Source organism: Pseudomonas morbosilactucae, assembly GCF_023241665.1.
GTDB classification, from domain to species: domain Bacteria; phylum Pseudomonadota; class Gammaproteobacteria; order Pseudomonadales; family Pseudomonadaceae; genus Aquipseudomonas; species Aquipseudomonas morbosilactucae.
Window position 1 is genome coordinate 36,715 of record NZ_JALQCX010000051.1, and the last position, 23,639, is coordinate 60,353.

The window sequence follows — 23,639 nt, forward strand, 5'->3', positions numbered from 1 at the left end:
AATCCGTATAAGACTGACCCGTTTAGCGCGCCGCGACCTTGTGGGCAGCAGACGCAAAAAGAGGCGGGTAGATTACAGATTTCACAAGACAAACGCACCGTTAGAGGGCGAACTATCTGATAAGCGACATTTCCGTGTCGCGTTTTTGAAAGAAAAGCAGCCATAAGCGGCAAGCAACAGCCTTGGGCTTCAAGCTTGAAGCTAAAAAATCGCCACTTGTAGCTGCCCCAAAACAACAAAAGCCACCCGAAGGTGGCTTTTGTCGTATTGGGGTTTCAGCTAAGCGCGAGGCTTACTTGACAGCCCAACCGGTCAGCTCGGCCAGGGCCTTGCCGATGTCTGCCAGCGAACGCACGGTTTTAACGCCTGCGTCTTGCAGAGCAGCGAATTTCTCGTCTGCTGTGCCTTTGCCGCCAGAGATGATTGCGCCAGCATGGCCCATGCGCTTGCCCGGAGGAGCAGTCACACCAGCGATGTAGGAAACAACCGGTTTGGTCACGTGAGCCTTGATGTAGGCAGCCGCTTCTTCTTCAGCCGAACCGCCGATCTCGCCGATCATTACGATCGCTTCGGTCTTCGGGTCTTCCTGGAACAGTTTCAGGATGTCGATGAAGTTGGAGCCTGGGATCGGGTCACCGCCGATGCCGACGCAAGTCGACTGACCGAAACCGGCGTCAGTGGTCTGCTTAACAGCTTCGTAAGTCAGGGTGCCGGAACGGGAAACGATACCGACCTTACCTGGCAAGTGAATGTGACCTGGCATGATGCCGATCTTGCATTCGCCTGGGGTGATCACGCCTGGGCAGTTAGGGCCGATCAGGACAACGCCCAGCTCGTCGCACTTAACTTTAGCGTCCAGCATGTCCAGGGTAGGAATGCCTTCGGTGATGCAAACGATCAGCTTGATGCCGCCGAATGCTGCTTCCAGGATGGAGTCTTTGCAGAAAGGAGCTGGAACGTAGATCACGCTGGCAGTGGCGCCAGTGGCAGCTACAGCGTCTTTCACGGTGTTGAACACTGGCAGGCCCAGGTGCTCGGTGCCGCCTTTGCCTGGAGTGACGCCGCCCACCATTTGGGTGCCGTACTCGATGGCTTGCTGGGTGTGGAAACTACCTTGCGAACCGGTAATACCCTGGCAGATAACTTTGGTGTCTTTATTGATCAGGACGCTCATTATTTGCCCTCCGCAGCTTTGACAACTTGTTGAGCAGCGTCGGTCAGGCTGGTAGCAGCGATGATGTTCAAGCCGCTTTCTGCCAGTACTTTAGCGCCCAGTTCAGCGTTGTTACCTTCAAGGCGAACAACAACCGGGATTTTCACGCCGACTTCTTTCACTGCACCGATGATGCCTTCGGCAATCATGTCGCAACGAACGATGCCGCCGAAGATGTTGACCAGTACTGCAGCGACGTTAGTGTCGGACAGGATGATCTTGAAGGCTTCGGTTACGCGTTCTTTGGTAGCACCACCGCCCACGTCGAGGAAGTTGGCTGGTTTGCCGCCATGCAGGTTGACGATGTCCATGGTACCCATGGCCAGGCCAGCACCGTTGACCATGCAGCCGATGTTGCCTTCCAGGGCTACGTAGTTCAGTTCGAACTTGGCAGCGTGCGCTTCGCGCGGATCGTCTTGCGACGGATCGTGGAAAGTCTTCAGCTTAGGCTGACGGTACATGGCGTTGGCGTCGATGTTGATCTTCGCGTCCAGGCAATGCAGATCGCCGTCAGCCTTGATCACCAGCGGGTTCACTTCCAGCAGAGCCAGGTCGTGATCCTTGAACAGCTTGGCCAGACCTACGAAGATCTTGGCGAACTGAGCAACTTGCTTGCCTTCCAGGCCCAGCTGGAATGCCAGCTCGCGACCCTGGAATGGCTGAGCGCCAACCAGTGGATCGATGGTGGCTTTCAGAATTTTTTCTGGAGTGTCGTGAGCGATTTTCTCGATGTCCACGCCACCTTCGGTGGAAGCCATGAACACGATGCGACGGCTCGAACGGTCAACGACAGCGCCCAGGTACAGCTCTTTAGCGATATCAGTGCACGATTCAACCAGGATCTTGGTGACAGGCTGGCCATTGGCGTCAGTCTGATAAGTCACCAGACGCTTGCCCAACCACTGTTGAGCGAATGCTTTAGCGTCTTCTTTGCTGCGAACCAGCTTAACGCCGCCCGCTTTACCGCGACCACCTGCGTGGACCTGGGCTTTAACAACCCACTCCGAACCGCCGATTTTGTCGCAAGCTTCTGCTGCTTCTTCGGGGGTGTCTACCGCGTAGCCTTTGGATACTGGCAGGCCGTACTCAGCGAACAGCTGCTTACCCTGATACTCGTGAAGATTCATGCTTTTTACCGTCTTCGTTAGGTACTGCGCATTCGGCGCTGCGCTCATGATGAGTGCCGCACCACCTGTGACCGCTACTCTCAAACCAGCGCCGCCCATGAACCAGGAGCCAGGGCTCCGGTCCAGTGTGCGGCGCTACCTCGAGAGGTCGAGTCCAGCGGAGATTCCGCGGTGAGTCTTGCTCGCAAGGCTCACGACGGGCAATCCGCCGTGGTTTCTTATTGTCTTAACGCTTTTTGCGGTTGGCGATGTGGATGGCGCCGCCATTCACTGCCAGTGCAGCTTCGTGCAGGGCTTCGGACAGGGTCGGATGGGAGAAGACCATCATGCCCAGGTCTTCGGCACTGGTGCCGAATTCCATGCCGATTGCACCTTGCTGAACCAGTTCCGCAGCGCTTGGGCCAATCACGTGGACGCCCAATACGCGATCAGTCTTGGCATCGGCGATGACTTTGACGAAACCGCCAGTGTCGTTCGCTGCCATGGCACGGCCGCTGGCTGCAAACGGGAAGGTGCCGACGTTAACTTCAACGCCTTCAGCTTTCAAGGCCTGCTCGGTTTTACCGACCCATGCAATTTCCGGGTGAGTATAAATAACCGATGGGATCAGGTCATAGTTCATCTGGGCTTTGTGGCCCTTAATGCGCTCGACGACCATGATGCCCTCTTCCGAAGCCTTGTGAGCCAGCATCATGCCGCGGACCACGTCGCCGATGGCGTAGACGCCCGGTACGGTGGTGGCGCAGTGATCGTCAACGTGCACGAAACCGCGCTCGTCGAGGGTCACGCCGCAATCAGCGGCCAGCAGGTCGGTGGTCACCGGACGACGACCAACGGCTACGATCAGCTTGTCGAAGGTGATGGTCTGTTCGCCGTTGGCGTCGGTGTAGGTCACGACCACTTCGTCGCCGTTGACCTTGGAACCGGTCACGCGAGCGCCCAGCTTGATGTCCAGACCTTGTTTGGTCAGGGTTTTCAGCGCTTCCTTGGAGACGGCGGTGTCAGCAGCCATCAGGAAGGTGTCCAGGGCTTCCAGGACAGTCACTTGTGCGCCCAGACGCGACCAGACCGAACCCAGTTCCAGGCCAATGACGCCAGCGCCGATCACGCCCAGGCGTTTTGGCACAGCTTGGAATTCCAGGGCGCCGGTGGAGTCGACGATCACGTTCTGATCGACTGGAGCCGGTGGAATGTCGATTGGGCGCGAACCTGGAGCCAGGATCACGTTCTCGGCTTCGATCACTTCAACCGAACCGTCAGGCTTGGTGACTTCGACTTTCTTGCCGGCCAGCAGCTTGCCGTGGCCTTGGATCGAGGTCACACCGTTGGCTTTGAACAGGGTCGCAACGCCAGAGGTCAGGCCTTTGACGATGTTGGCCTTACGGCCGACCATTGCTGGCACGTCCATGGTCACGCCAGCGTGGTTGATACCGTGGATCGCGAAACCGTCTTGGGCTTCGTGGAATTTCCAGGAGCTGTCCAGCAGTGCCTTGGAAGGAATGCAACCCACGTTCAGGCAAGTACCACCCAGGGCCAGCTTGCCCTCTTTGTCGGTGTACTTCTCGATGCAGGCAGTGGAAAGGCCAAGTTGCGCAGCTTTAATGGCGGCTACATAACCGCCAGGGCCCGCACCAATCACTACCACGTCGAATTTCTGAGTCATGTAAAAAGATCCTCTTTTAGCAACAAGCTTCAAGCCGCGAGCGGCAAGCCAAGCTGCATTTTCTTGCAGCTTTCGGCCTGCAGCTCACAGCTGCTTTATCAGATATCCAGCAGCAGACGAGCCGGATCTTCCAGCAGGTTCTTGATGGTGACCAGGAAGGTCACAGCTTCTTTGCCATCGATCAGACGGTGATCGTAGGACAGAGCCAGGTACATCATCGGACGGATAACGACTTGACCGTTGATGGCCATCGGACGTTGCAGAATGTTGTGCATGCCCAGGATTGCTGCTTGCGGCGGGTTGACGATCGGGGTCGACATCATCGAACCGAAAGTACCGCCGTTGGTGATGGTGAACGTACCACCGGTCATTTCGTCCATCGACAGTTTGCCGTCACGGGCTTTCTTGCCGAAGGTGGCGATGCCGCCTTCAATTTCAGCCAGGCTCATCAGTTCGGCGTTACGCAGAACCGGAACCACCAGGCCACGGTCGCTGGAGACCGCAACACCGACGTCGGCGTAGCCGTGGTAAACGATGTCGCCACCATCGATCGACGCGTTGACCGCCGGGAAGCGTTTCAGCGCTTCGGTGGCAGCCTTGACGAAGAACGACATGAAGCCCAGGCGTACGCCGTTGTGGCTCTTCTCGAACAGATCCTTGTACTTCGAACGCAGGGCCATGACTTCGGTCATGTCAACTTCGTTGAAGGTGGTCAGCATCGCCATGTTCGACTGAGCTTCAACCAGACGCTTGGCAACGGTTGCACGAACGCGGGTCATCGGTACGCGCTTCTCGATGCGGTCGCCAGCGGCGAACACAGGAGCAGCGGCAGCCGGTGCAGCAGCCTTGGCAGGCGCGGCAGCCGGAGCGGCTTTCTTGGCAGCAACAGCGGCAACCACGTCTTCCTTGGTCACGCGACCGCCTTTGCCAGTACCGGCAACGGAAGCGATGTTGATGCCGTTTTCTTCAGCCAGCTTGCGTGCAGCAGGAGCAGCAACAGGATCGTCTTCGCCAGCAGCGGCTGGAGCGGCAGCCTGGGCAGCCGCTGGAGCAGCGGCGGCGGCAGGTGCAGCGGCAGCAGCGCCGCCTTCCACGATGGAGCCCAGGACTTCGTCGGACAGAACGGTGTCGCCTTCGTTCTTGACGATAGCGCCCAACACGCCGTCGGCAGTCGCCAACACTTCCAGCACAACCTTGTCGGTTTCGATGTCGACGATCAGTTCGTCACGCTTGACGGCGTCGCCCGGTTGTTTGTGCCAGGTGGCAACGGTGCCATCGGCAACCGATTCCGGGAAAGTGGGGGCTTTGATCTCGATAGCCATTATCTGTGGTTCCTTAAATTCGGTTTCAGGTGCGCGAAGGCATTAAACAGTGAAGGCATCTTGCAGCAGTTTTTCTTGCTGCTCGGCGTGCATCGATGCGTAACCACATGCAGGTGCAGCAGAAGCGTCACGGCCCGCGTACTCGAGTACGAGCGACTTGTTGTGACCGCTGATGATGCGACGCATGTGATGCTGGCTGCAGTACCAGGCACCCTGGTTCATCGGCTCTTCCTGACACCAAACGATGTGTTTGACGTTTTTGTACGGAGCCAGGACTTCAATCAAGTCGTCCTCAGGGAATGGGTACAGCTGCTCGATCCGCACGATGGCGATGTCATCACGACCTTCGGCACGGCGTTTTTCCAGCAAGTCGTAGTAGACCTTGCCGCTACACAGAACGATGCGACCTACATCTTTTGGATCTTGGGCATCGATTTCCGGAATAACGGTCTGGAAGGAACCTTCCGCCAGATCTTCCAGGGTCGAGATGGCCAATTTATGACGCAGCAGCGATTTCGGCGTCAGGACTACCAGCGGCTTGCGCAGGGGACGAATCACCTGGCGACGCAGCAAGTGGTAGATCTGGGCCGGAGTGGTCGGTACGCACACCTGGATGTTGTGCTCGGCGCACAGCTGCAGGTAACGCTCCAGACGGGCCGAGGAGTGCTCAGGACCCTGACCTTCATAACCGTGTGGCAGCAGCATGGTCAGACCGCAGAGACGGCCCCACTTGTGCTCGCCGCTGGTGATGAACTGGTCGATCACTACTTGGGCACCGTTGGCGAAGTCGCCGAACTGGGCTTCCCAGATCACCAGCGCGTTTGGCGTGGTGGTCGAGTAACCGTATTCGAACGCCAGCACGGCTTCTTCGGACAGGAACGAGTCGTACAGGTCGAAACGTGGCTGGCCTTCGTACAGGTGCTGCAACGGGATGTAGGTGCCCGCGTCTTTCTGGTTGTGCAACACCGCGTGACGGTGCGAGAACGTACCACGGCCGATGTCCTGGCCGGTCATGCGAATCGGGTGACCTTCGAACGCCAGGGTCGCGTACGCCATGGTTTCGGCGTAACCCCAGTTGATCGGCAGGCCGCCGGCTTGCATTTTCTGACGGTCTTCGTAGATCTTCGCCACTTGGCGCTGAACCACGAAGCCTTCCGGCAGTTCCAGCAGCTTGGCAGACAGTTCTTGCAGGGTCTTCAGGTCGAACCGGGTGTCGTGACGCGCAGTCCAGGCGTGGCCCAGGTACGGACGCCAGTCCACGAACAACTCTTTGTTCGGCTCTTTGACCAGGCTTTTCACCACGTGCAGACCGTTGTCCAGCGCATTGCGGTATTCGTCGACTTTCGCCTGAACACGCTCTGCGTCGAGCACACCGCCCTGAGTCAGGCGTTCGGCATACAGTTCACGAGTGGTGCGCTGTTTGACGATCTGCTGATACATCAGTGGCTGGGTGCCGCTTGGCTCGTCGGCCTCGTTGTGGCCGCGACGACGGTAGCAGACCAGGTCGATCACAACGTCGCGCTTGTACTGCATGCGGTAGTCGATGGCCAACTGGGTCACGAACAATACGGCTTCCGGATCATCACCATTCACATGGAGGATCGGCGCCTGGATCATTTTCGCGACGTCGGTGGCGTACTCGGTGGAACGCGAGTCCAGCGGGTTGCTGATGGTGAAGCCGACCTGGTTGTTGATCACCAGGTGGATGGTGCCGCCAGTCTTGAAGCCGCGGGTCTGCGACATCTGGAAGGTTTCCATGACCACGCCCTGACCTGCGAATGCAGCGTCGCCGTGGATGGAAATTGGCAGTACCTTGTCACCGTTCAGGTCGTTACGACGATCCTGGCGAGCACGCACCGAACCCTCGACCACTGGAGAAACGATTTCCAGGTGGGAAGGGTTGAAGGCCATGGCCAGGTGAACTTCGCCGCCGGCGGTCATCACGTTGGACGAGAAGCCCTGGTGATATTTCACGTCGCCGGAGCCCAGCTCGACCTTCTTCTTGCCTTCAAACTCGTCGAAGAGTTCGCGCGGGTTTTTGCCGAAGGTGTTGACCAGTACGTTGAGGCGACCACGGTGGGCCATGCCGATGACGATTTCCTTGGTGCCGTAGGAACCGGAACGCTGGATCAGCTCATCAAGCAACGGAATCAGGCTCTCGCCGCCTTCCAGACCGAAACGCTTGGTACCCGGGTACTTGGTGCCCAGGTATTTCTCGAGGCCTTCAGCTGCGGTCACGCGCTCAAGCAGGTGGCTCTTGATGTCCGTGGAGTAAGTCGGACGGCCACGCACGCTTTCCAGACGCTGCTGGAACCACTGACGCTGTTCGGAATCGACGATGTGCGTAAATTCAGCGCCGATGGTGCGGCAATATGTCTGCTGCAACGCTTCGTGAATTTCGCGTAGGCTCGCTTCCTCTTTGCCGATGAACAGGTCGCCGGCACGGAAGGTCGTATCAAGATCGGCATTGGTCAAGCCGTAATGATTGATCGACAGGTCTGCAGGTGCAGGACGCTGCCACAGCCCCAGCGGGTCAAGCTGGGCTGCCTGGTGGCCACGCATACGGTAGGCCTGGATCAATCGCAGCACTTCAACCTGCTTCTTCTCGTGCTCACTGCTCACGCTGCCGGCAGATACCGGTTGTGCGCGGCGCTGGTTCTTTGCCAGCAAGACGAAATGATCGCGGATTGTGGAGTGCGAAACATCGATGGCAGTGCTGCCGTCGGTAGGCAACTTCTGGAAGTAAGTGCGCCACTCTTCTGGCACAGCGTTAGGGTCGTGCAGGTAGAGCTCGTAGAGCTCTTCCACATAGGCAGCGTTACTACCGGATAGGTAGGCGCTGTTCCACATGCGCTGCATCACGCTTTCTTGCATGCTTGGTCACCCTCGGTTAGGGGAACACCACCTGCGAAGACACCGAGCAAACTTGCAGAAGTCCGAATGCAGCGACTAAAACAAGCCACTTAGGATCACGCTGATAGTCCGGGTACCAGCCCGGATGCCCCTGCTTGTCTCATTTCTTCAAAATATAGAGCGGCAACTTTGTGAGCTGCTGCTCAGGTTAAAACTACGGCGCCGGTTGAAGCCTGCGCCGTAGCATCTACGGGTAAAGCGGTTCTACGGGTACAGCAGCTGAATCAAACGCCGCTTTGCAGCAGCATGTTACGGATGTGACCGATGGCCTTAGTCGGGTTCAGGCCTTTCGGACAAACGTTGACGCAGTTCATGATCCCGCGGCAGCGGAATACGCTGAACGGGTCATCCAGCGAAGCCAGACGCTCGGTAGTCTTGGTGTCGCGGCTGTCTGCCAGGAAGCGATAAGCTTGCAGCAGAGCAGCTGGACCCAGGAACTTGTCCGGGTTCCACCAGAAGGACGGGCAAGAGGTCGAGCAGCAAGCGCACAGGATGCACTCGTACAGACCGTCGAGCTTTTCGCGCTCTTCCGGGGACTGCAGACGCTCAATGGCCGGAGCCGGCGTGTCGTTCTGCAGGAATGGCTTAACCTTCTCGTATTGCTTGTAGAAGATGCTCATATCGACGACCAGGTCACGGATAACCGGCAAACCAGGCAGAGGACGAACAACCAGCTTGTTACCTTTGACGACCGCAGACAGTGGCGTGATGCATGCCAAGCCGTTTTTGCCGTTGATGTTCATGCCATCGGAGCCACAAACACCTTCACGGCAGGAGCGACGATAGGAGAAACCTTCGTCCTGCTCTTTGATCAGTGCCAGGACATCCAGCACCATCAGGTCTTTACCACCGGTATCGACCTGGAACTCCTGCATGAACGGCGCGGCGTCCTGATCAGGGTTGTAACGATAAACACTGACTTTCAACATATCGGCCACCCTTAATAAGTCCGAATTTTTGGTTCAAAAGTCGGAACCGTCTTCGGCGAGAAGTTCACGGCACGCTTGGCAACGCGCTTCTCACCCGGGAAGTACAGGGTGTGGCACAGCCAGTTTTCGTCGTCGCGATCTTCAAAGTCTTCACGGGCGTGGGCGCCGCGGGACTCTTTACGCACTTCAGCAGCGATGGCGGTGGCTTCGGCCACTTCCAGCAGGTTCTGCAGCTCAAGCGCTTCGATACGGGCAGTGTTGAACGCCTGGGACTTGTCGTTGATCTTGACGTTAGCGATACGCTCGCGCAGGTCTGCCAACTGAGCGATACCCTTCTGCATGTATTCGCCAGTACGGAATACACCGAAATAGTTCTGCATGCAGTTTTGCAGCTCACGACGCAGGGTCGCCACGTCTTCACCGGTGGTGCGCTCGTTGAGCTTGGCCAGACGGTTCAGGGCAACTTCAACGTTGGTGTCGCTGGCGTCACGGTATTCGATACCGTCAGTCAGGGCTTTTTCCAGGTGCAGGCCGCCGCGCGACCGAAGACCACCAGGTCCAGCAGCGAGTTGCCGCCCAGACGGTTGGCACCGTGAACCGATACGCAAGCCACTTCACCCACTGCGAACAAGCCAGGGATGATGGTGTCCACGCCTTCGGCGTCCTGAGTGATGGCCTGACCATGAATGTTGGTGGCAACGCCGCCCATCATGTAGTGGCAGGTTGGAACAACCGGAACCGGAGCAACCACTGGGTCAACGTGAGCAAAGGTCTTGGACAGCTCGCAGATGCCTGGCAGGCGGCTGTGCAGCACTTCCTCGCCCAGGTGGTCGAGCTTGAGCATCACGTGGTCGCCGTTAGGGCCACAGCCGTTGCCGGCGATGATCTCTTTAACCATGGAACGGGCTACAACGTCACGACCCGCCAAGTCTTTGGCGTTCGGAGCATAACGCTCCATGAAACGCTCGCCGTGCTTGTTGATCAGGTAACCACCTTCACCACGGCAACCTTCGGTCACCAGTACACCGGCGCCGGCGATACCAGTTGGGTGGAACTGCCACATTTCGATGTCTTGCACCGGAACGCCAGCACGCAAAGCCATGCCGACGCCGTCACCGGTGTTGATCAGGGCGTTGGTAGTGGACGCATAGATACGACCTGCACCGCCAGTGGCCAGAACGGTAGCCTTGGCACGGATGTAGGTGGTTTCGCCGGTTTCGATGCAGATGGCGATAACGCCGACGAACGCGCCGTCTTCGTTTTTCACCAGGTCAACGGCATACCACTCATTAAGGAAGGTGGTACCCGCTTTCAGGTTGCCCTGATAAAGGGTGTGCAGCAGAGCGTGACCGGTACGGTCGGATGCGGCGCATGTACGAGCAGCCTGGCCGCCCTTGCCGTAGTCCTTGGACTGACCGCCGAAAGGACGCTGGTAGATACGACCGGTTTCGGTACGCGAGAACGGCAGGCCCATGTGGTCCAGCTCGAAGACCGCAGCCGGGCCTTCCTGACACATGTATTCGATAGCGTCCTGGTCACCGATGTAGTCGGAACCCTTGACGGTATCGTACATGTGCCAGCGCCAGTCATCGTTCGGATCGGCCGAAGCGATGGCGCAGGTGATGCCACCCTGGGCAGACACGGTGTGCGAACGAGTCGGGAACACCTTGGTGATCACCGCAGTCTTGTGGCCGCCTTGGGCCAGCTGCAGTGCGGCACGCATGCCTGCGCCGCCGCCGCCAATGATGATGGCATCGAAAGAAATCGTTGGAATGTTAGCCATGAATCAGATACCCCAGAGAATCTGCACACCCCAGACGAAGTAAGCGAACATCGCAACGCCGCATACTGCCTGGAAAAGGAAACGTACTGCTGTGGCCGACTTGCCCAGCGCCATCGGCGTCAGGTAGTCAGTGGAGATGGTCCACATGCCGACCCAGGCGTGAGCGCCCAGAGCAACCATGGCCAGCAGGCTGAAGATACGCATCCAGTTGTTGGCGAACAGAGCGTGCCATTGGGCGTAGCCAAGGCCAGGGTTCGCAACGAGGTACCCGATCAGGAAGATGAAATAAGCCGCGAGAACGACCGCAGACACACGCTGCGCCATCCAGTCATAAAGGCCCGAACGCGACAGGTTCGTAACGCTGGTTACCATATCCAAACTCCCGCCAGAACGATTACCACCACGGATACGGCGATAACGATTTTCGAGCCCAGCTTGCCGCCTTCCAGCGTTTCACCGATGCCCATGTCCATGATCAGATGGCGTACACCGGCCACCAAGTGATACAGCAAGGCGGACAGGAGGCCCCATGCAACGAATTTGGCCAGCGGACTGGTCAAGCACGCCTTCACCTCGGCATACCCTTCCTCGGAACCCAGGGATTTGCTCAATGCGTAAAGCATGATGCCGATGCCCAGGAAGAGGATGATGCCGGAAACACGGTGGAGAAACGACGTAACGCCGGTGATGGGGAGTTTGATGGTCCTTAGGTCTAGGTTTACAGGTCGTTGGCTATTCACGGCTTTTTTCACACTGAAGAGCCCCTAACAATCAGGGCAAAGTTGTTGGGGAGTGCACTGGTCAGGCAACCACTACCCAGGGAGTGCGACCCCCAATAAAGCGGGCCCAGAAGCCTACGGAGGTCGGTGGCCGAGTATAGACAGTTAGGCTACTAATGACAACGCAAACACCTCCCCCTAATAGCTGATTGCGTTACCGTAATAAAAGGCGTAAATGGCAGGGAATTTCGAGGAAAAACTCGGCTTAAAGCCTTCTGGAGCAAGACTTTAGGCAAATTGACATTCAGATTTATCTCACTATAGTGGTGCGGGCCCTGCGTGGGGGGTCTGTCAGATGATTTCAAGCATAAATAGGAGGCCACATGGCTGACAAAAAAGCGCAGTTGATCATCGAGGGCGCAGCCCCCGTCGAGCTGCCCATTTTAACCGGCACCGTTGGTCCCGATGTTATCGATGTTCGGGGCCTGACGGCCACGGGCCGCTTCACCTTTGACCCTGGTTTCATGTCGACTGCCTCCTGCGAGTCGAAGATCACCTATATTGATGGTGACAACGGCATCCTGCTGCATCGGGGCTACCCGATCGAGCAACTGGCCGAGAAGTCGGACTACCTGGAAACCTGCTACCTGCTGCTCAATGGCGAACTGCCAACCGCAGAACAGAAGGCCCAGTTCGTCAGCACCGTCAAGAACCACACCATGGTTCACGAACAGCTGAAAACCTTCTTCAACGGTTTCCGTCGTGACGCCCACCCGATGGCGGTCATGTGTGGTGTCGTCGGCGCCCTGTCGGCGTTCTACCACGACTCCCTGGACATCAATAACCCGCAACACCGCGAAATCTCGGCGGTGCGCCTGGTCGCCAAGATGCCGACCCTGGCCGCGATGGTTTACAAGTACTCCATGGGCCAACCCATGATGTACCCGCGCAACGACCTGTCGTACGCGGAAAACTTCCTGCACATGATGTTCAACACCCCGTGCGAGATCAAACCGATCAGCCCGGTACTGGCCAAGGCAATGGACCGGATCTTCATCCTCCACGCCGACCACGAGCAGAACGCATCGACCTCCACCGTACGCCTGGCAGGCTCCTCGGGTGCCAACCCGTTCGCCTGTATCGCTGCCGGTATCGCTGCGCTCTGGGGCCCGGCTCACGGCGGCGCCAACGAAGCCGTGCTGACCATGCTCGATGAAATCGGCGATGTCTCGAACATCGACAAGTTCATCGCCAAGGCCAAGGACAAGAACGATCCGTTCAAGCTCATGGGCTTCGGTCACCGCGTCTACAAGAACCGTGACCCACGCGCCACCGTAATGAAGCAGACCTGCGACGAAGTGTTGAAGGAACTGGGCATCAAAAACGATCCGCAACTCGAACTGGCTATGCGCCTGGAAGAGATCGCCCTGACCGACCCGTACTTCATCGAACGCTCGCTGTACCCGAACGTCGACTTCTACTCGGGGATCATCCTCAAGGCGATCGGCATTCCAACCAGCATGTTCACCGTGATCTTCGCCCTGGCGCGGACCGTCGGCTGGATCTCCCACTGGAAGGAAATGCTCTCCAGCCCGTACAAGATCGGCCGTCCACGCCAGCTGTACACCGGCTACGAATCGCGCGACATCAGCAAACTGGAAGACCGCAAGTAAGACCCGCCTAGCGCACACGTCTTGATTGCAGCGGATACGGCCTCTAAACAGAGGCCGTATTTGTTTCCGCCCTCCTCTCCCATGTCCCAGCCTCTCGCGGGAACCGGCTTGCCGGCGAATCGATCCCAAGCACAGCACCCAACTCCAAACCCATCCTCAGCCTCAGAGACGCCTTCGCTGGCAAGCCAGCTCCTGCGACCCTGACTGGATGGCGGGTATAAAAAAATGCCCTGATCTCTCGATCAAGGCATTTCAATATCACACAGCTTATATATAGAAGCCGATACTCAGTTCCGACTCAGTGCGACACCGCTCCACTGGCACCCAGGCCGGTCTGCGAACGTACGAACTGCGGGAAGAACAGCGCCCGCTCATTCTCTGCCGCAGTCGACTTGTCAGTGATGGAGAAGAACCAGATCCCGACAAAGGCAATGATCATCGAGAACAGCGCAGGGTACTCATACGGGAAGATCGCCTTCTCGTGATGGAGGATCTGCACCCAGATGGTCGGCCCAAGGATCATCAGCCCCACTGCACTGATCAGCCCCAGCCAGCCACCAATCATGGCACCGCGGGTGGTGAGTTTCTTCCAGTACATGGAAAGCAGCAGAACCGGGAAGTTGCAGCTTGCAGCAATGGAGAACGCCAGGCCCACCATGAACGCAATGTTCTGGCTTTCGAAGAGAATGCCCAGGCCGATCGCCAGCACGCCCAGGGCGATGGTGGTGATCTTCGAGACGCGGATCTCATCCTTGTCGTTGGCCTTGCCCTTCTTGATCACGCTGGCGTACAGGTCATGGGACACCGCCGAAGCACCCGCCAACGTGAGGCCAGCCACTACGGCGAGGATGGTGGCGAAGGCCACTGCCGAGATAAAGCCCAGGAAGATGCTACCGCCCACGGCATCGGCCAAATGTACCGCCGCCATGTTGTTACCGCCCAACAGCGCACCCGCCGCATCCTTGAACGCAGGGTTGGTGCTGACCAGCAAGATCGCGCCAAAACCGATGATGAACGTCAGGATGTAGAAGTAGCCGATGAAGCCTGTGGCATAAAGCACGCTCTTACGAGCTTCTTTCGCGTCACTCACCGTGAAGAAGCGCATCAGGATATGGGGCAGGCCCGCGGTACCGAACATCAGCGCCAGGCCCAGGGAGAAGGCCGAGATCGGATCCTTCACCAAGCCGCCAGGGCTCATGATTGCCTCACCTTTGGGGTGAACCTTGATCGCTTCGGAGAACAGGGCGTTGAAGTCGAAGTTGACGTGCTTCATCACCATCAGTGCCATGAAGGACGCACCGGACAGCAACAGCACCGCCTTGATGATCTGTACCCAGGTGGTTGCCAGCATGCCGCCGAACAACACATAGAGGCACATCAGGATGCCCACCAGGATCACCGCCACATGGTAATCAAGGCCGAACAACAGCTGGATCAGCTTACCGGCACCCACCATCTGCGCGATCAGGTAGAACGCCACTACCACCAGCGAACCACAGGCCGACAAAGAACGGATCTGCGTCTGCCCAAGGCGATAGGAAGCCACGTCGGCGAAGGTATATTTGCCCAGGTTACGCAGACGCTCAGCGATCAGGAACAGAATGATCGGCCAGCCCACCAGGAAGCCGATGGAGTAAATCAGGCCGTCATAGCCAGAGGTATACACCAGCGCGGAAATCCCCAGGAAGGACGCCGCCGACATGTAGTCGCCGGCAATCGCCAGGCCGTTCTGGAAGCCGGTGATCTTGCCGCCCGCCGCGTAATAGTCGGCCGCCGACTTGTTGCGCTTGGACGCCCAGTAAGTGATGCACAGGGTCGCACCGACGAACACCACGAACATCAGGATCGCCGACACATTGAGGGGTTGTTTATGGACTTCGCCAGTCAGTGCATCGGCGGCCCAAACGGCCGGGGCGAAGGCTGCAATGCCGAGAGCTGCCAGTAGACGCCGGATCATTGCTGAGCCTCCTTGAGAATCGCATTGTTCAGGTCGTCGAATTCACCATTGGCACGTCGCACATAGATCCCCGTCAGGATAAAGGCCGAAAGAATCAGCCCCACACCGATGGGAATGCCCCAGGTGATGGATGACGTCGGACTGAGTTTCGCCCCCAGGATCTGGGGTCCGTAAGCGATCAACAGAATGAAGCCCGAGTAAAGCCCAAGCATGATCGCCGATAGAATCCAGGCGAACCGCTCTCGCTTGCTGACCAGCTCCTTGAAACGCGGGCTGTTTTGAATCGAGAGGTAAATGCTGTCGTTCATTGTTTTTATCCTCGCAGCACAGATTTTAGTTAGAACGTATTCCACTCTATGCGGCTATGGAGCAGGTTCCAGACGACCTTAGTATTAGAACGACATTAGCGCGGCCGCCAATTTCTCCCGCAGAAAAAACAAAAACCGCCAGGGGCGAACCCCAGGCGGTCTTTAGAAGGCTGTTCTAGACGCTTTGTCTATTACTTAGCAGTCCACTCGGCAACCCGATCCGGGTGTTTGGCCACCCAGTCCTTGGCTGCCGCATCCGGTTTTGCGCCCTCTTGAATGGCCAACATGACCTCACCAATTTCGTCTTTCGAGGTCCACTGGAACTTCTTCAGGAAGGCCGCCACTTCCGGCGCCTTCTTCTCCAGCCCTTTGCTACCGATGCTGTTGACGGTTTCAGCCGCGCCGTACACGCCTTTCGGGTCGTCGAGGAAGCGCAGTTTCCACTTGGCGAACATCCAGTGCGGCACCCAGCCGGTGACGGCAATGGACTCATTCTTCTCTTCAGCACGGGTCAGCTCAGCGATCATCGCCGCGCCGGAACTGGCCTGCAGCTTGTAGTCCAGGCCGTAATCCTTGATCGCCTGGTCGGTCTTGAGCATCACGCCCGAGCCAGCGTCGATCCCCACGATCTTGTTCTTGAAGGTGGTGTCGGTTTTCAGGTCCTCGATGGACTTGGCCTTGACGTACTCCGGCACGATCAAACCGATCTTCGCGTCTTTGAAATTGGGGCCGTAGTCGACCACTTTATCCTTGTTCTTGGCCCAGTACTCGCCGTGGGTCACCGGCAACCAGGCCGAGAGCATGGCGTCGAGCTTACCGGTGGCCACGCCCTGCCACATGATGCCGGTGGCCACAGCCTGCAACTTGACGTCATAACCGAGCTTCTGCTTGATCACCTCTGCCGCCACGTGAGTGGTCGCCACGCTGTCCGACCAACCGTCGACATAGCCGATGCTCAGGGTCTTGCTGTCGGCGCTGGCGAGGGTGGAGCTCATCGCAAGGACCATCGCGGCACCTGCGCCTAAAATGCTTCGCATCTTCATCGTTACTTCCCCGAAAGTGCTGCACCAGGCGGGTGCCCGGCGCGTCAACGTATGGTTATGGTGCACAGCGCCCCCATCACGCCTCACCGCAAACTCGTTCGAACATCAGCGGAGTACTGATGCTTGGATAATCAACCCGCAGCCTCCAGCGACCTGCTCTGTCTACGACCTCAAGGCAACAAGCAACGACATCAGATAGCCAGCAACCAGCCACCCGGAACCGCCTGCCTCCCGGCCCGCCCGAACTTTGCATGTCAAAATCATGCAGCCCACCTAGGGGCCGATGAATGCAGGTAAGATGCCCGGCTTTGCTCCCACACGGCCTGACCATGTCTGCGACTGCCCGCTTCCCCCTCCTGCCCTACTTACTGGCCTGCCTACTGGGCGTGTTCGCCCTGTGCGGCTACTGGTACGGCCTCGGCCAACCCGTGGTGCTGCCAGATGTCGCCAGCGCCAGCCACAAGCTGCAATGCGCCTCTTACACCCCGTTCGACAAAGACCAGTCGCCGTTCGACCAGCCGTTCAAGCTGCGTCCGGAGCGCATGGACGCTGACCTGGCCCTGCTGGCCACCCGTTTCGAGTGCATCCGCACCTACTCCATGACCGGCCTCGACGCCCTGCCGGACCTGGCGCGCAAGCACGGCCTGAAGCTGATGATCGGCGCCTGGGTCAACAGCAACCCGGTGGACACCGAGAAGGAAGTCGACCTGTTGATCGCCTCGGCCAACGCCAACCCCGACGTGGTCAGCGCGGTGATCGTCGGCAACGAGGCCTTGCTGCGCAAGGAAGTCACCGGCGCCCAACTGGCTCGGCTGATCCTCAAGGTCAAGGCCAACGTCAAGCAGCCGGTGACCTACGCCGACGTTTGGGAGTTCTGGCTCAAGCACCCGGAAATTGCCCCGGCGGTGGACTTCCTGACCATTCACTTGCTGCCGTATTGGGAAGACGATCCGTCGAACATCAACGCCGCCCTGAACCATGTGGCCGAGGTGCGCCAGGTGTTCGGCAACCGCTTTGCACCCAAGGACGTGATGATCGGCGAGACCGGCTGGCCCAGCGAAGGCCGCCAGCGCGAAACCGCCCTGCCAAGTCGGGTCAATGAGGCCCAGTTCATCCGTGGTTTTGTCGCCATGGCCGAAGCCAACGGCTGGCACTACAACCTGATCGAAGCCTTTGATCAGCCCTGGAAACGTGCCAGTGAAGGGGCCGTCGGCGGCTACTGGGGCCTGTTTGACGCGGATCGCCAGGACAAGGGCATCCTCGCCGGGCCAGTCTCCAACCTGCCTTATTGGCCGTTGTGGCTGGGCGTTGGCGGGGCGCTGTTCCTGGCCACCCTGGTTCTGGGCGGACGGGTTCGCAACCCCCGCGCGGCGTTGCTCCTGCCAGCGCTCGGCGCCTTGGGTGCCTGTTGCATCGGCACCTGGGGCGAGCTGGCGCGAGTCACCAGCCGTTTTACCGGAGAGTGGCTCTGGGCTGCCTTGCTGCTGGGCCTGAACCTGCTGGTGCTGGCCCATACCGCCTTGGCCCTGAGCAACTGCGACGGCTGGCGCGGCCGGGCGTTCAAGGCCCTGGAACAACGCGCCGGCTGGCTGCTGGCCGCCGCCGGCTTCGCCGGAGCCGTGATGATGCTGGAGCTGGTGTTCGACCCACGCTACCGCAGCTTCCCTAGCGCCGCCCTGCTACTGCCCGCCCTGGTCTACCTGTGCCGCCCAGTGAGCGTGCCGCGCCGGGAAATTGCCCTGCTGACCTTTATCATCGGTGCCGGCATCGCGCCGCAGTTGTACCGCGAAGGGCTGCAAAACCAGCAAGCCTGGGGCTGGGCGCTGGTCAGCCTGTTGTTGGTGGCCGCATTGTGGCGCAGCTTGCGCATCCGCAAGGCCTGACACCCAGGCATAAAAAAGGGATGACCACGGTCATCCCTTTTTCATGGAAATCAGCCAGCCATCAATGGGCTGGGCGGGTCGCCCGCACCAGGCGCAACGCCGCCAACACCACCGCAAACACCGCCAGCGTGGTGTTGTACAGCGCCAGCGCCGGCAGCCCCAGCAACAACGCAACGACTGCCAACCCCCAGCCCACACGCCCCGGCAGGACAAAGGCCAGCAGCGCCGCACCCAAGGCTGACCAGCCCAACACCTGAAAGTGGATCAACCAACCCAGGTTGGCGCGCAACTGACATTCCCAGCGACTGGCCTCATCCACACAGACGCCCACCCATTGTGCGTCCTCCATAAAGCCGTAGCGCGCGCCATAACTGGCGGCCAGCCACAAAGGCAAGACAATGAGCAGCAGGATCACGGGAAGACGGCGGGACATGAAACACTCCGATAAGGCGAAAACGGCGCCCAGCATAAGCCTCCAAGAGCGCCAAGCAAGCGTGTTGCACAGATAACTGTTCAGCCAATGCCGGCAAAGTGTATCGTCCCGCTACTATTACCCCCAGCCCGCCTTGCCTTGAGCGTTTTTTTGTGCCGAACCATGGCACTTCGGCACTAGCGCGGTGGTCATAGCCTGCGAACCTTATCCGGTACCTTTCTCTAAGGGATTTAGTCATGCTCCGTTCCTTGCGCTTCGCTGCCCTTTTCGGCGGCCTTATCTTGAGTGCGTCCGCTCTGGCGGTGGACATCGACGCCGCCAGCTATGGCTACCCTTTGACCAACCCGTTCGAAGCGACCATCGCCACCACACCGCCGGAGTTACGCCCGGAATTGCCGTCCGATGACGACATCAACCAGGCTGACCGCAGCCTGAACCTGCGCCCGGAGCGCGAGTTCATCCTGCCGGACAACTTCTGGGCGGTGAAAAAACTCACCTACCGCATCGCTACCCAGGACCACGCAGCCCCGCTGATCTTCCTGATTGCCGGCACTGGTGCGCGCTTCGACAGCAGCCTCAACGAATACCTGAAGAAGCTGTACTACAAGGCCGGCTACCACGTGGTGCAGCTGTCCTCACCCACCAGCTTCGACTTCATCAGTGCCGCCTCGCGCTTCGCTACACCGGGTGTGACCCAGGAAGACGCCGAGGACATGTACCGGGTCATGCAGGCGGTGCGGGCGCAAAACCCCAAGCTGCCGATCACCGACTTCTACCTCACCGGCTATAGCCTCGGTGCACTGGACGCGGCCTTCGTCAGCAAACTGGATGAAACCCGGCGCAGCTTCAACTTCAAGAAAGTCCTGCTGCTCAACCCGCCGGTCAACCTCTACACCTCCATCAGCAACCTCGACAAGCTGGTGCAAACCGAGGTCAAGGGCATCAACAACAGCACCACTTTTTATGAGCTGGTGCTGAACAAGCTGACTCGCTACTTCCAGCAAAAGGGCTACATCGACCTCAACGATGCCCTGCTCTACGACTTCCAACAGTCCAAGCAGCACCTGACCAACGAACAGATGGCCATGCTGATCGGCACCTCGTTCCGTTTCTCGGCCGCCGACATCGCCTTTACCTCGGACCTGATCAACCGCCGCGGCCTGATCATTCCACCCAAGTACCCCATCAGCGAAGGCACCAGCCTCACGCCGTTCCTCAAACGTGCCCTGCAATGCGACTTCGACTGCTACCTGACCGAGCAAGTCATTCCGATGTGGCGTGCCCGCACCGACGGCGGCAGCCTGCTGCAACTGATTGACCAAGTGAGCCTGTACGCCCTGCAAGACTACCTGCACAACAGCCCGAAAATCGCCGTTATGCACAACGCTGACGATGTGATCCTCGGCCCTGGCGACCTGGGCTTTCTGCGTAAAACCTTTGGCGACCGCTTGACCGTCTACCCTCACGGCGGCCATTGCGGCAACCTCAACTATCGCGTCAACAGCGACGCCATGCTGGAGTTCTTCCGTGGCTAAACATCTCCTGCTTATCGCTGCGTTGCTCTGTGCCGGCTATGCCCAGGCCGACAACAGCAAGGCCAACGCTCCCACCGTGGTGGATGCCGATGGTTTCACCGAACCCTTGAAGAAACTCAAGTTCAACGCCGGGCTGGACCAACGGGAATTCGAGCGCTCGACCCTCAACGCCTTGAATGTCTACGACCCGCTGGAGTCGTGGAACCGCCGGGTCTACCACTTCAACTACCGCTTCGACCAATGGGTCTTCCTGCCTGTGGTGGACGGCTATCGCTACGTGACGCCGGGCTTCCTGCGCAGCGGCGTGAGCAACTTCTTCAACAACCTCGGCGACGTGCCCAACCTGGTCAACAGCCTGCTGCAGCTCAAGGGCCAGCGCTCGATGGAAACCACGGCTCGGCTGCTGCTCAACACCACCATCGGCATCGCCGGCCTGTGGGACCCAGCGACCCGCATGGGCCTACCACGGCAAAGTGAAGACTTCGGCCAGACCCTGGGTTTCTACGGGGTTCCGGGGGGCGCCTACCTGGTGCTGCCAATCTTCGGCCCCTCGAACCTGCGAGACACCACCGGCCTGGTGGTGGACTACAGCGCCGAGTCGGCCATCAACTTCCTCAACGTCTCCGAAGTCAGCAGCAACCACCCGGAAATCTGGGTACTGCGAGGCGTGGACAAGCGCTACCAGACCAGCTTCCGCTACGGCCAGCTGAACTCGCCGTTCGAGTACGAGAAGGTGCGCTACGTGTACACCGAATCCCGCAAGCTGCAGATCGCCGAATAGGCCTTTCCCCCGCCCACAAAAAAGGCCATTCGAGCAACTCGAATGGCCTTTTTGCTTGGGGTCAAGCTTAGGCCTTGGCGCCCTTGACCAGCTTGCCCACCAGGCTGACCACCACCAGCACCGCGGCACCGGCGATGATGCCGGCTACAGCGTTGATCAGGGTGGGCAGCACCAGCGCAAAGCCGCCGATCAGCGGTGTGCTGTGCTCGGTAACGCTCTCGATCCAATGGTGAGCCGCCGGCACGCCGTGGGTCAGGATCCCGCCACCGACCAGGAACATCGCGGCCGTGCCAATCACCGACAGGCTTTTCATCATGTAAGGCGCCGCCCGCAGGATGGCGCCGCCAATGCTTCTGGCCACCTGCCCGGGCTTTTGGGTCAACCACAGCCCCAGGTCATCCAGCTTGACGATACCGGCCACCAGGCCGTAGACGCCGATGGTCATGACAATGGCGATCCCCGACAGCACCACCACCTGCTGCATCAGCGGCGCATCGGCAACGGTGCCCAGGGTAATGGCGATGATTTCCGCCGAAAGGATAAAGTCGGTGCGCACAGCGCCCTTGATCTTGTCCTTTTCAAACGCCACCAGGTCCGTCGCCGGATCGGCAACGGCCTCGATCAACTGATCGTGGTCGGCCTGGTCTTCGTCCTTGCTGTGCAAAAACCGGTGGGCGAGCTTTTCAAAACCTTCGAAACACAGGTAGGCGCCACCGATCATCAACAGCGGCGTCACCAGCCAAGGGGCGAACGCACTGATGGCCAGCGCCGCCGGCACCAGGATCAGCTTGTTGAGAAACGACCCCTTGGCCACGGCCCAAACCACGGGAATCTCACGCTCGGCACGAACCCCAGTCACCTGTTGGGCATTGAGTGCCAGGTCATCACCCAGCACCCCGGCAGTTTTCTTGGCTGCCACTTTGGTCATCAACGCCACATCGTCGAGTACTGCGGCGATGTCGTCGATCAGTACCAGCAAACTGCTTCCTGCCATGAATCAGGTTCCCTTCAGAGATAAATTCCGCGCAGCATACCGTGGCTTCAGGCACCGTGGGGGGCATTCTTGAGCGCCGTGTAACGCCGGTGCTACCATGCGCAACCGCCAGAACAGGCAAGGAATCCCCTGGTTTATGAGCACCATCCGCGAGCGCAACAAAGAACTGATCCTGCGGGCTGCCAGTGAAGAATTTGCCGACAAGGGTTTTGCCGCGACCAAAACCAGCGATATCGCAGCCAAGGCGGGGCTGCCCAAGCCCAATGTCTATTACTACTTCAAGTCCAAGGAAAACCTCTATCGCGAGGTGCTGGAAAGCATCATCGAGCCGATTCTCCAGGCCTCCACGCCCTTCAACGCCGATGGCGAACCCAGTGAAGTGCTCAGCGGCTACATCCGCTCTAAGATTCGTATCTCCCGCGACCTGCCGTTTGCCTCAAAAGTGTTCGCCAGCGAAATCATGCACGGCGCGCCGCACCTGAGCCCCGAGCAGGTGGAACAACTCAACGCCCAGGCCCGGCACAACATCGACTGCATCCAGACCTGGATCGACCGCGGCCAGATCGCTGCGATCGACCCCAACCACCTGATGTTCAGCATCTGGGCCGCGACCCAGACTTACGCCGACTTCGACTGGCAGATTTCCGTGGTCACGGGCAAGGCCAAGCTCGATGAATCCGACTACGAAGCCGCCGCGCAAACCATCATCCGCCTGGTGCTCAAAGGCTGCGCCCCGGACCAGTAACCCCCGAACCCAACCCGCCCACTCCGACCGGAGTGGGCACGTCCAGCCGCTAGCCCCTCAAGCACTCACCCCCGCATCCGCCCACAAACCCTGGGCCTCGATGGCGCTGATCGCGCATTGCTCGTCAATGTCCGAGGTGTCGCCACTAATACCGATCGCCCCAATGACCGCCCCGGCCTGATCGCGGATCAATACGCCCCCCGGCGCCGGCACCACACTGCCCTGCCCGAGGCTGTTGAGCGCGGCGATAAACGCCGGCCGCTGCTGAGCATCCAGCGCCAGCAAACGCGAGCCCTTGCCCAGGGCAATCGCGCCCCAGGCCTTGCCTACCGCAATCTGCGGCCGCAGCAAACTGGCCCCGTCTTCTCGTTGCAACGCCACCAGATGCCCACCGGCATCCAGCACCGCGATAGTCAGTGGCGCCGCAGCGATCTTGCGCCCGGCGACGATGGCCTGAGTGGCCAGGTTGACTGCGACTTTCAAGGTTAAAGCGCTCATGGGTGCCGTCCTTATCTTGTTATTGAGAACGTCTGCGGAAGCTTCTTGATAAGAAGTCCAATGGCACAAATAGAACACAATGAATTATTATTTTGTATACAATATTTTTGACAAATCCTG

General features: G+C 59.0%; 19 protein-coding genes and 1 pseudogene. 5 read left to right on the top strand and 15 right to left on the bottom strand.

Annotation, left to right across the window (positions count from 1 at the left end):
• Positions 1-292 precede the first annotated feature (292 nt).
• From sucD to sdhC, 9 genes and pseudogenes are all read right to left on the bottom strand, one after another.
• On the bottom strand, positions 293-1,174 hold the full coding sequence (sucD, locus tag M1B35_RS24420) for a succinate--CoA ligase subunit alpha (protein WP_095191616.1): 882 nt from the start codon (positions 1,172-1,174) through the stop codon (positions 293-295).
• The gene (sucC, locus tag M1B35_RS24425) at positions 1,174-2,340 is read right to left on the bottom strand and encodes an ADP-forming succinate--CoA ligase subunit beta (RefSeq protein WP_017127972.1); all 1,167 of its coding nucleotides are present in this window, start codon (positions 2,338-2,340) and stop codon (positions 1,174-1,176) included. Before sucC ends, sucD begins: the two co-directional genes overlap by 1 nt.
• Positions 2,341-2,566: 226 nt before the next feature.
• Positions 2,567-4,003 carry a dihydrolipoyl dehydrogenase gene (gene lpdA, locus M1B35_RS24430; RefSeq protein WP_123330238.1) on the bottom strand — a complete coding sequence of 479 codons (1,437 nt, stop codon included), beginning with the start codon at positions 4,001-4,003 and terminating at the stop codon, positions 2,567-2,569.
• Between the two features lie 98 nt (positions 4,004-4,101).
• Complete coding sequence (gene odhB, locus M1B35_RS24435; protein ID WP_123330237.1) at positions 4,102-5,325, bottom strand: 2-oxoglutarate dehydrogenase complex dihydrolipoyllysine-residue succinyltransferase; 1,224 nt, start codon at positions 5,323-5,325, stop codon at positions 4,102-4,104.
• A gap of 42 nt (positions 5,326-5,367) precedes the next feature.
• Positions 5,368-8,199 carry a 2-oxoglutarate dehydrogenase E1 component gene (locus M1B35_RS24440; protein WP_268263351.1) on the bottom strand — a complete coding sequence of 944 codons (2,832 nt, stop codon included), beginning with the start codon at positions 8,197-8,199 and terminating at the stop codon, positions 5,368-5,370.
• Positions 8,200-8,462: 263 nt separating this feature from the next.
• Complete coding sequence (locus tag M1B35_RS24445) at positions 8,463-9,167, bottom strand: succinate dehydrogenase iron-sulfur subunit (protein ID WP_123330232.1); 705 nt, start codon at positions 9,165-9,167, stop codon at positions 8,463-8,465.
• Between the two features lie 11 nt (positions 9,168-9,178).
• A pseudogene (sdhA, locus tag M1B35_RS24450) lies at positions 9,179-10,950 on the bottom strand (succinate dehydrogenase flavoprotein subunit).
• A gap of 3 nt (positions 10,951-10,953) precedes the next feature.
• On the bottom strand, positions 10,954-11,322 hold the full coding sequence (gene sdhD, locus M1B35_RS24455) for a succinate dehydrogenase, hydrophobic membrane anchor protein (RefSeq protein WP_123330227.1): 369 nt from the start codon (positions 11,320-11,322) through the stop codon (positions 10,954-10,956).
• Entirely contained in the window at positions 11,316-11,702 is a 387-nt protein-coding gene (gene sdhC, locus M1B35_RS24460) for a succinate dehydrogenase, cytochrome b556 subunit (protein WP_015634665.1), read from the bottom strand. The genes sdhD and sdhC overlap by 7 nt, the downstream gene beginning before the upstream one ends.
• Positions 11,703-12,052: 350 nt before the next feature.
• Between sdhC and gltA the strand changes: the two genes are divergently transcribed.
• On the top strand, positions 12,053-13,342 hold the full coding sequence (gene gltA, locus M1B35_RS24465; RefSeq protein ID WP_268263352.1) for a citrate synthase: 1,290 nt from the start codon (positions 12,053-12,055) through the stop codon (positions 13,340-13,342).
• 298 nt (positions 13,343-13,640) lie between these two features.
• Here gltA and M1B35_RS24470 read toward each other — a convergent pair whose 3' ends face one another.
• The 3 genes from M1B35_RS24470 to M1B35_RS24480 form a co-directional block, all read right to left on the bottom strand.
• Positions 13,641-15,299, bottom strand: coding sequence for a cation acetate symporter (locus M1B35_RS24470; RefSeq protein ID WP_268263353.1), 1,659 nt, complete (start codon positions 15,297-15,299; stop codon positions 13,641-13,643).
• A complete protein-coding gene (locus tag M1B35_RS24475) occupies positions 15,296-15,607 on the bottom strand; it encodes a DUF485 domain-containing protein (protein WP_123330221.1) in 312 nt (103 codons plus the stop codon). The genes M1B35_RS24470 and M1B35_RS24475 overlap by 4 nt, the downstream gene beginning before the upstream one ends.
• Before the next feature lie 191 nt (positions 15,608-15,798).
• Entirely contained in the window at positions 15,799-16,650 is an 852-nt protein-coding gene (locus M1B35_RS24480) for a glycine betaine ABC transporter substrate-binding protein (RefSeq protein WP_123330219.1), read from the bottom strand.
• A gap of 287 nt (positions 16,651-16,937) precedes the next feature.
• Here M1B35_RS24480 and M1B35_RS24485 point away from each other — a divergent pair, with 287 nt between their 5' ends.
• Positions 16,938-18,533 (top strand): glycoside hydrolase family 17 protein, encoded by a 1,596-nt coding sequence (locus M1B35_RS24485; RefSeq protein WP_268263354.1) that lies wholly within the window; start codon positions 16,938-16,940, stop codon positions 18,531-18,533.
• A 61-nt stretch (positions 18,534-18,594) separates the two neighbouring features.
• On the opposite strand, the gene M1B35_RS24490 is transcribed toward M1B35_RS24485, so the two are convergent.
• Positions 18,595-18,966: a hypothetical protein gene (locus M1B35_RS24490; RefSeq protein WP_268263355.1), complete on the bottom strand. Its 372-nt coding sequence runs from the start codon at positions 18,964-18,966 to the stop codon at positions 18,595-18,597.
• A gap of 236 nt (positions 18,967-19,202) precedes the next feature.
• Here M1B35_RS24490 and M1B35_RS24495 point away from each other — a divergent pair, with 236 nt between their 5' ends.
• Both M1B35_RS24495 and M1B35_RS24500 read left to right on the top strand, forming a co-directional pair.
• Positions 19,203-20,501, top strand: a complete 1,299-nt coding sequence (locus tag M1B35_RS24495) for a serine/threonine protein kinase (RefSeq protein ID WP_123330215.1) — start codon at positions 19,203-19,205, stop codon at positions 20,499-20,501.
• On the top strand, positions 20,494-21,282 hold the full coding sequence (locus M1B35_RS24500) for an MlaA family lipoprotein (protein WP_123330213.1): 789 nt from the start codon (positions 20,494-20,496) through the stop codon (positions 21,280-21,282). The genes M1B35_RS24495 and M1B35_RS24500 overlap by 8 nt, the downstream gene beginning before the upstream one ends.
• A gap of 67 nt (positions 21,283-21,349) precedes the next feature.
• Here the strand turns inward: M1B35_RS24500 and M1B35_RS24505 are convergent, their stop codons facing one another.
• Entirely contained in the window at positions 21,350-22,276 is a 927-nt protein-coding gene (locus M1B35_RS24505; protein WP_123330211.1) for a DUF808 domain-containing protein, read from the bottom strand.
• Between the two features lie 136 nt (positions 22,277-22,412).
• On the opposite strand from M1B35_RS24505, the gene M1B35_RS24510 reads away from it, so the two are divergent.
• On the top strand, positions 22,413-23,021 hold the full coding sequence (locus M1B35_RS24510; RefSeq protein WP_123330209.1) for a TetR/AcrR family transcriptional regulator: 609 nt from the start codon (positions 22,413-22,415) through the stop codon (positions 23,019-23,021).
• Positions 23,022-23,078: 57 nt separating this feature from the next.
• Here the strand turns inward: M1B35_RS24510 and M1B35_RS24515 are convergent, their stop codons facing one another.
• Complete coding sequence (locus tag M1B35_RS24515; RefSeq protein WP_123330207.1) at positions 23,079-23,519, bottom strand: GlcG/HbpS family heme-binding protein; 441 nt, start codon at positions 23,517-23,519, stop codon at positions 23,079-23,081.
• Between the last annotated feature and the right edge of the window lie 120 nt (positions 23,520-23,639).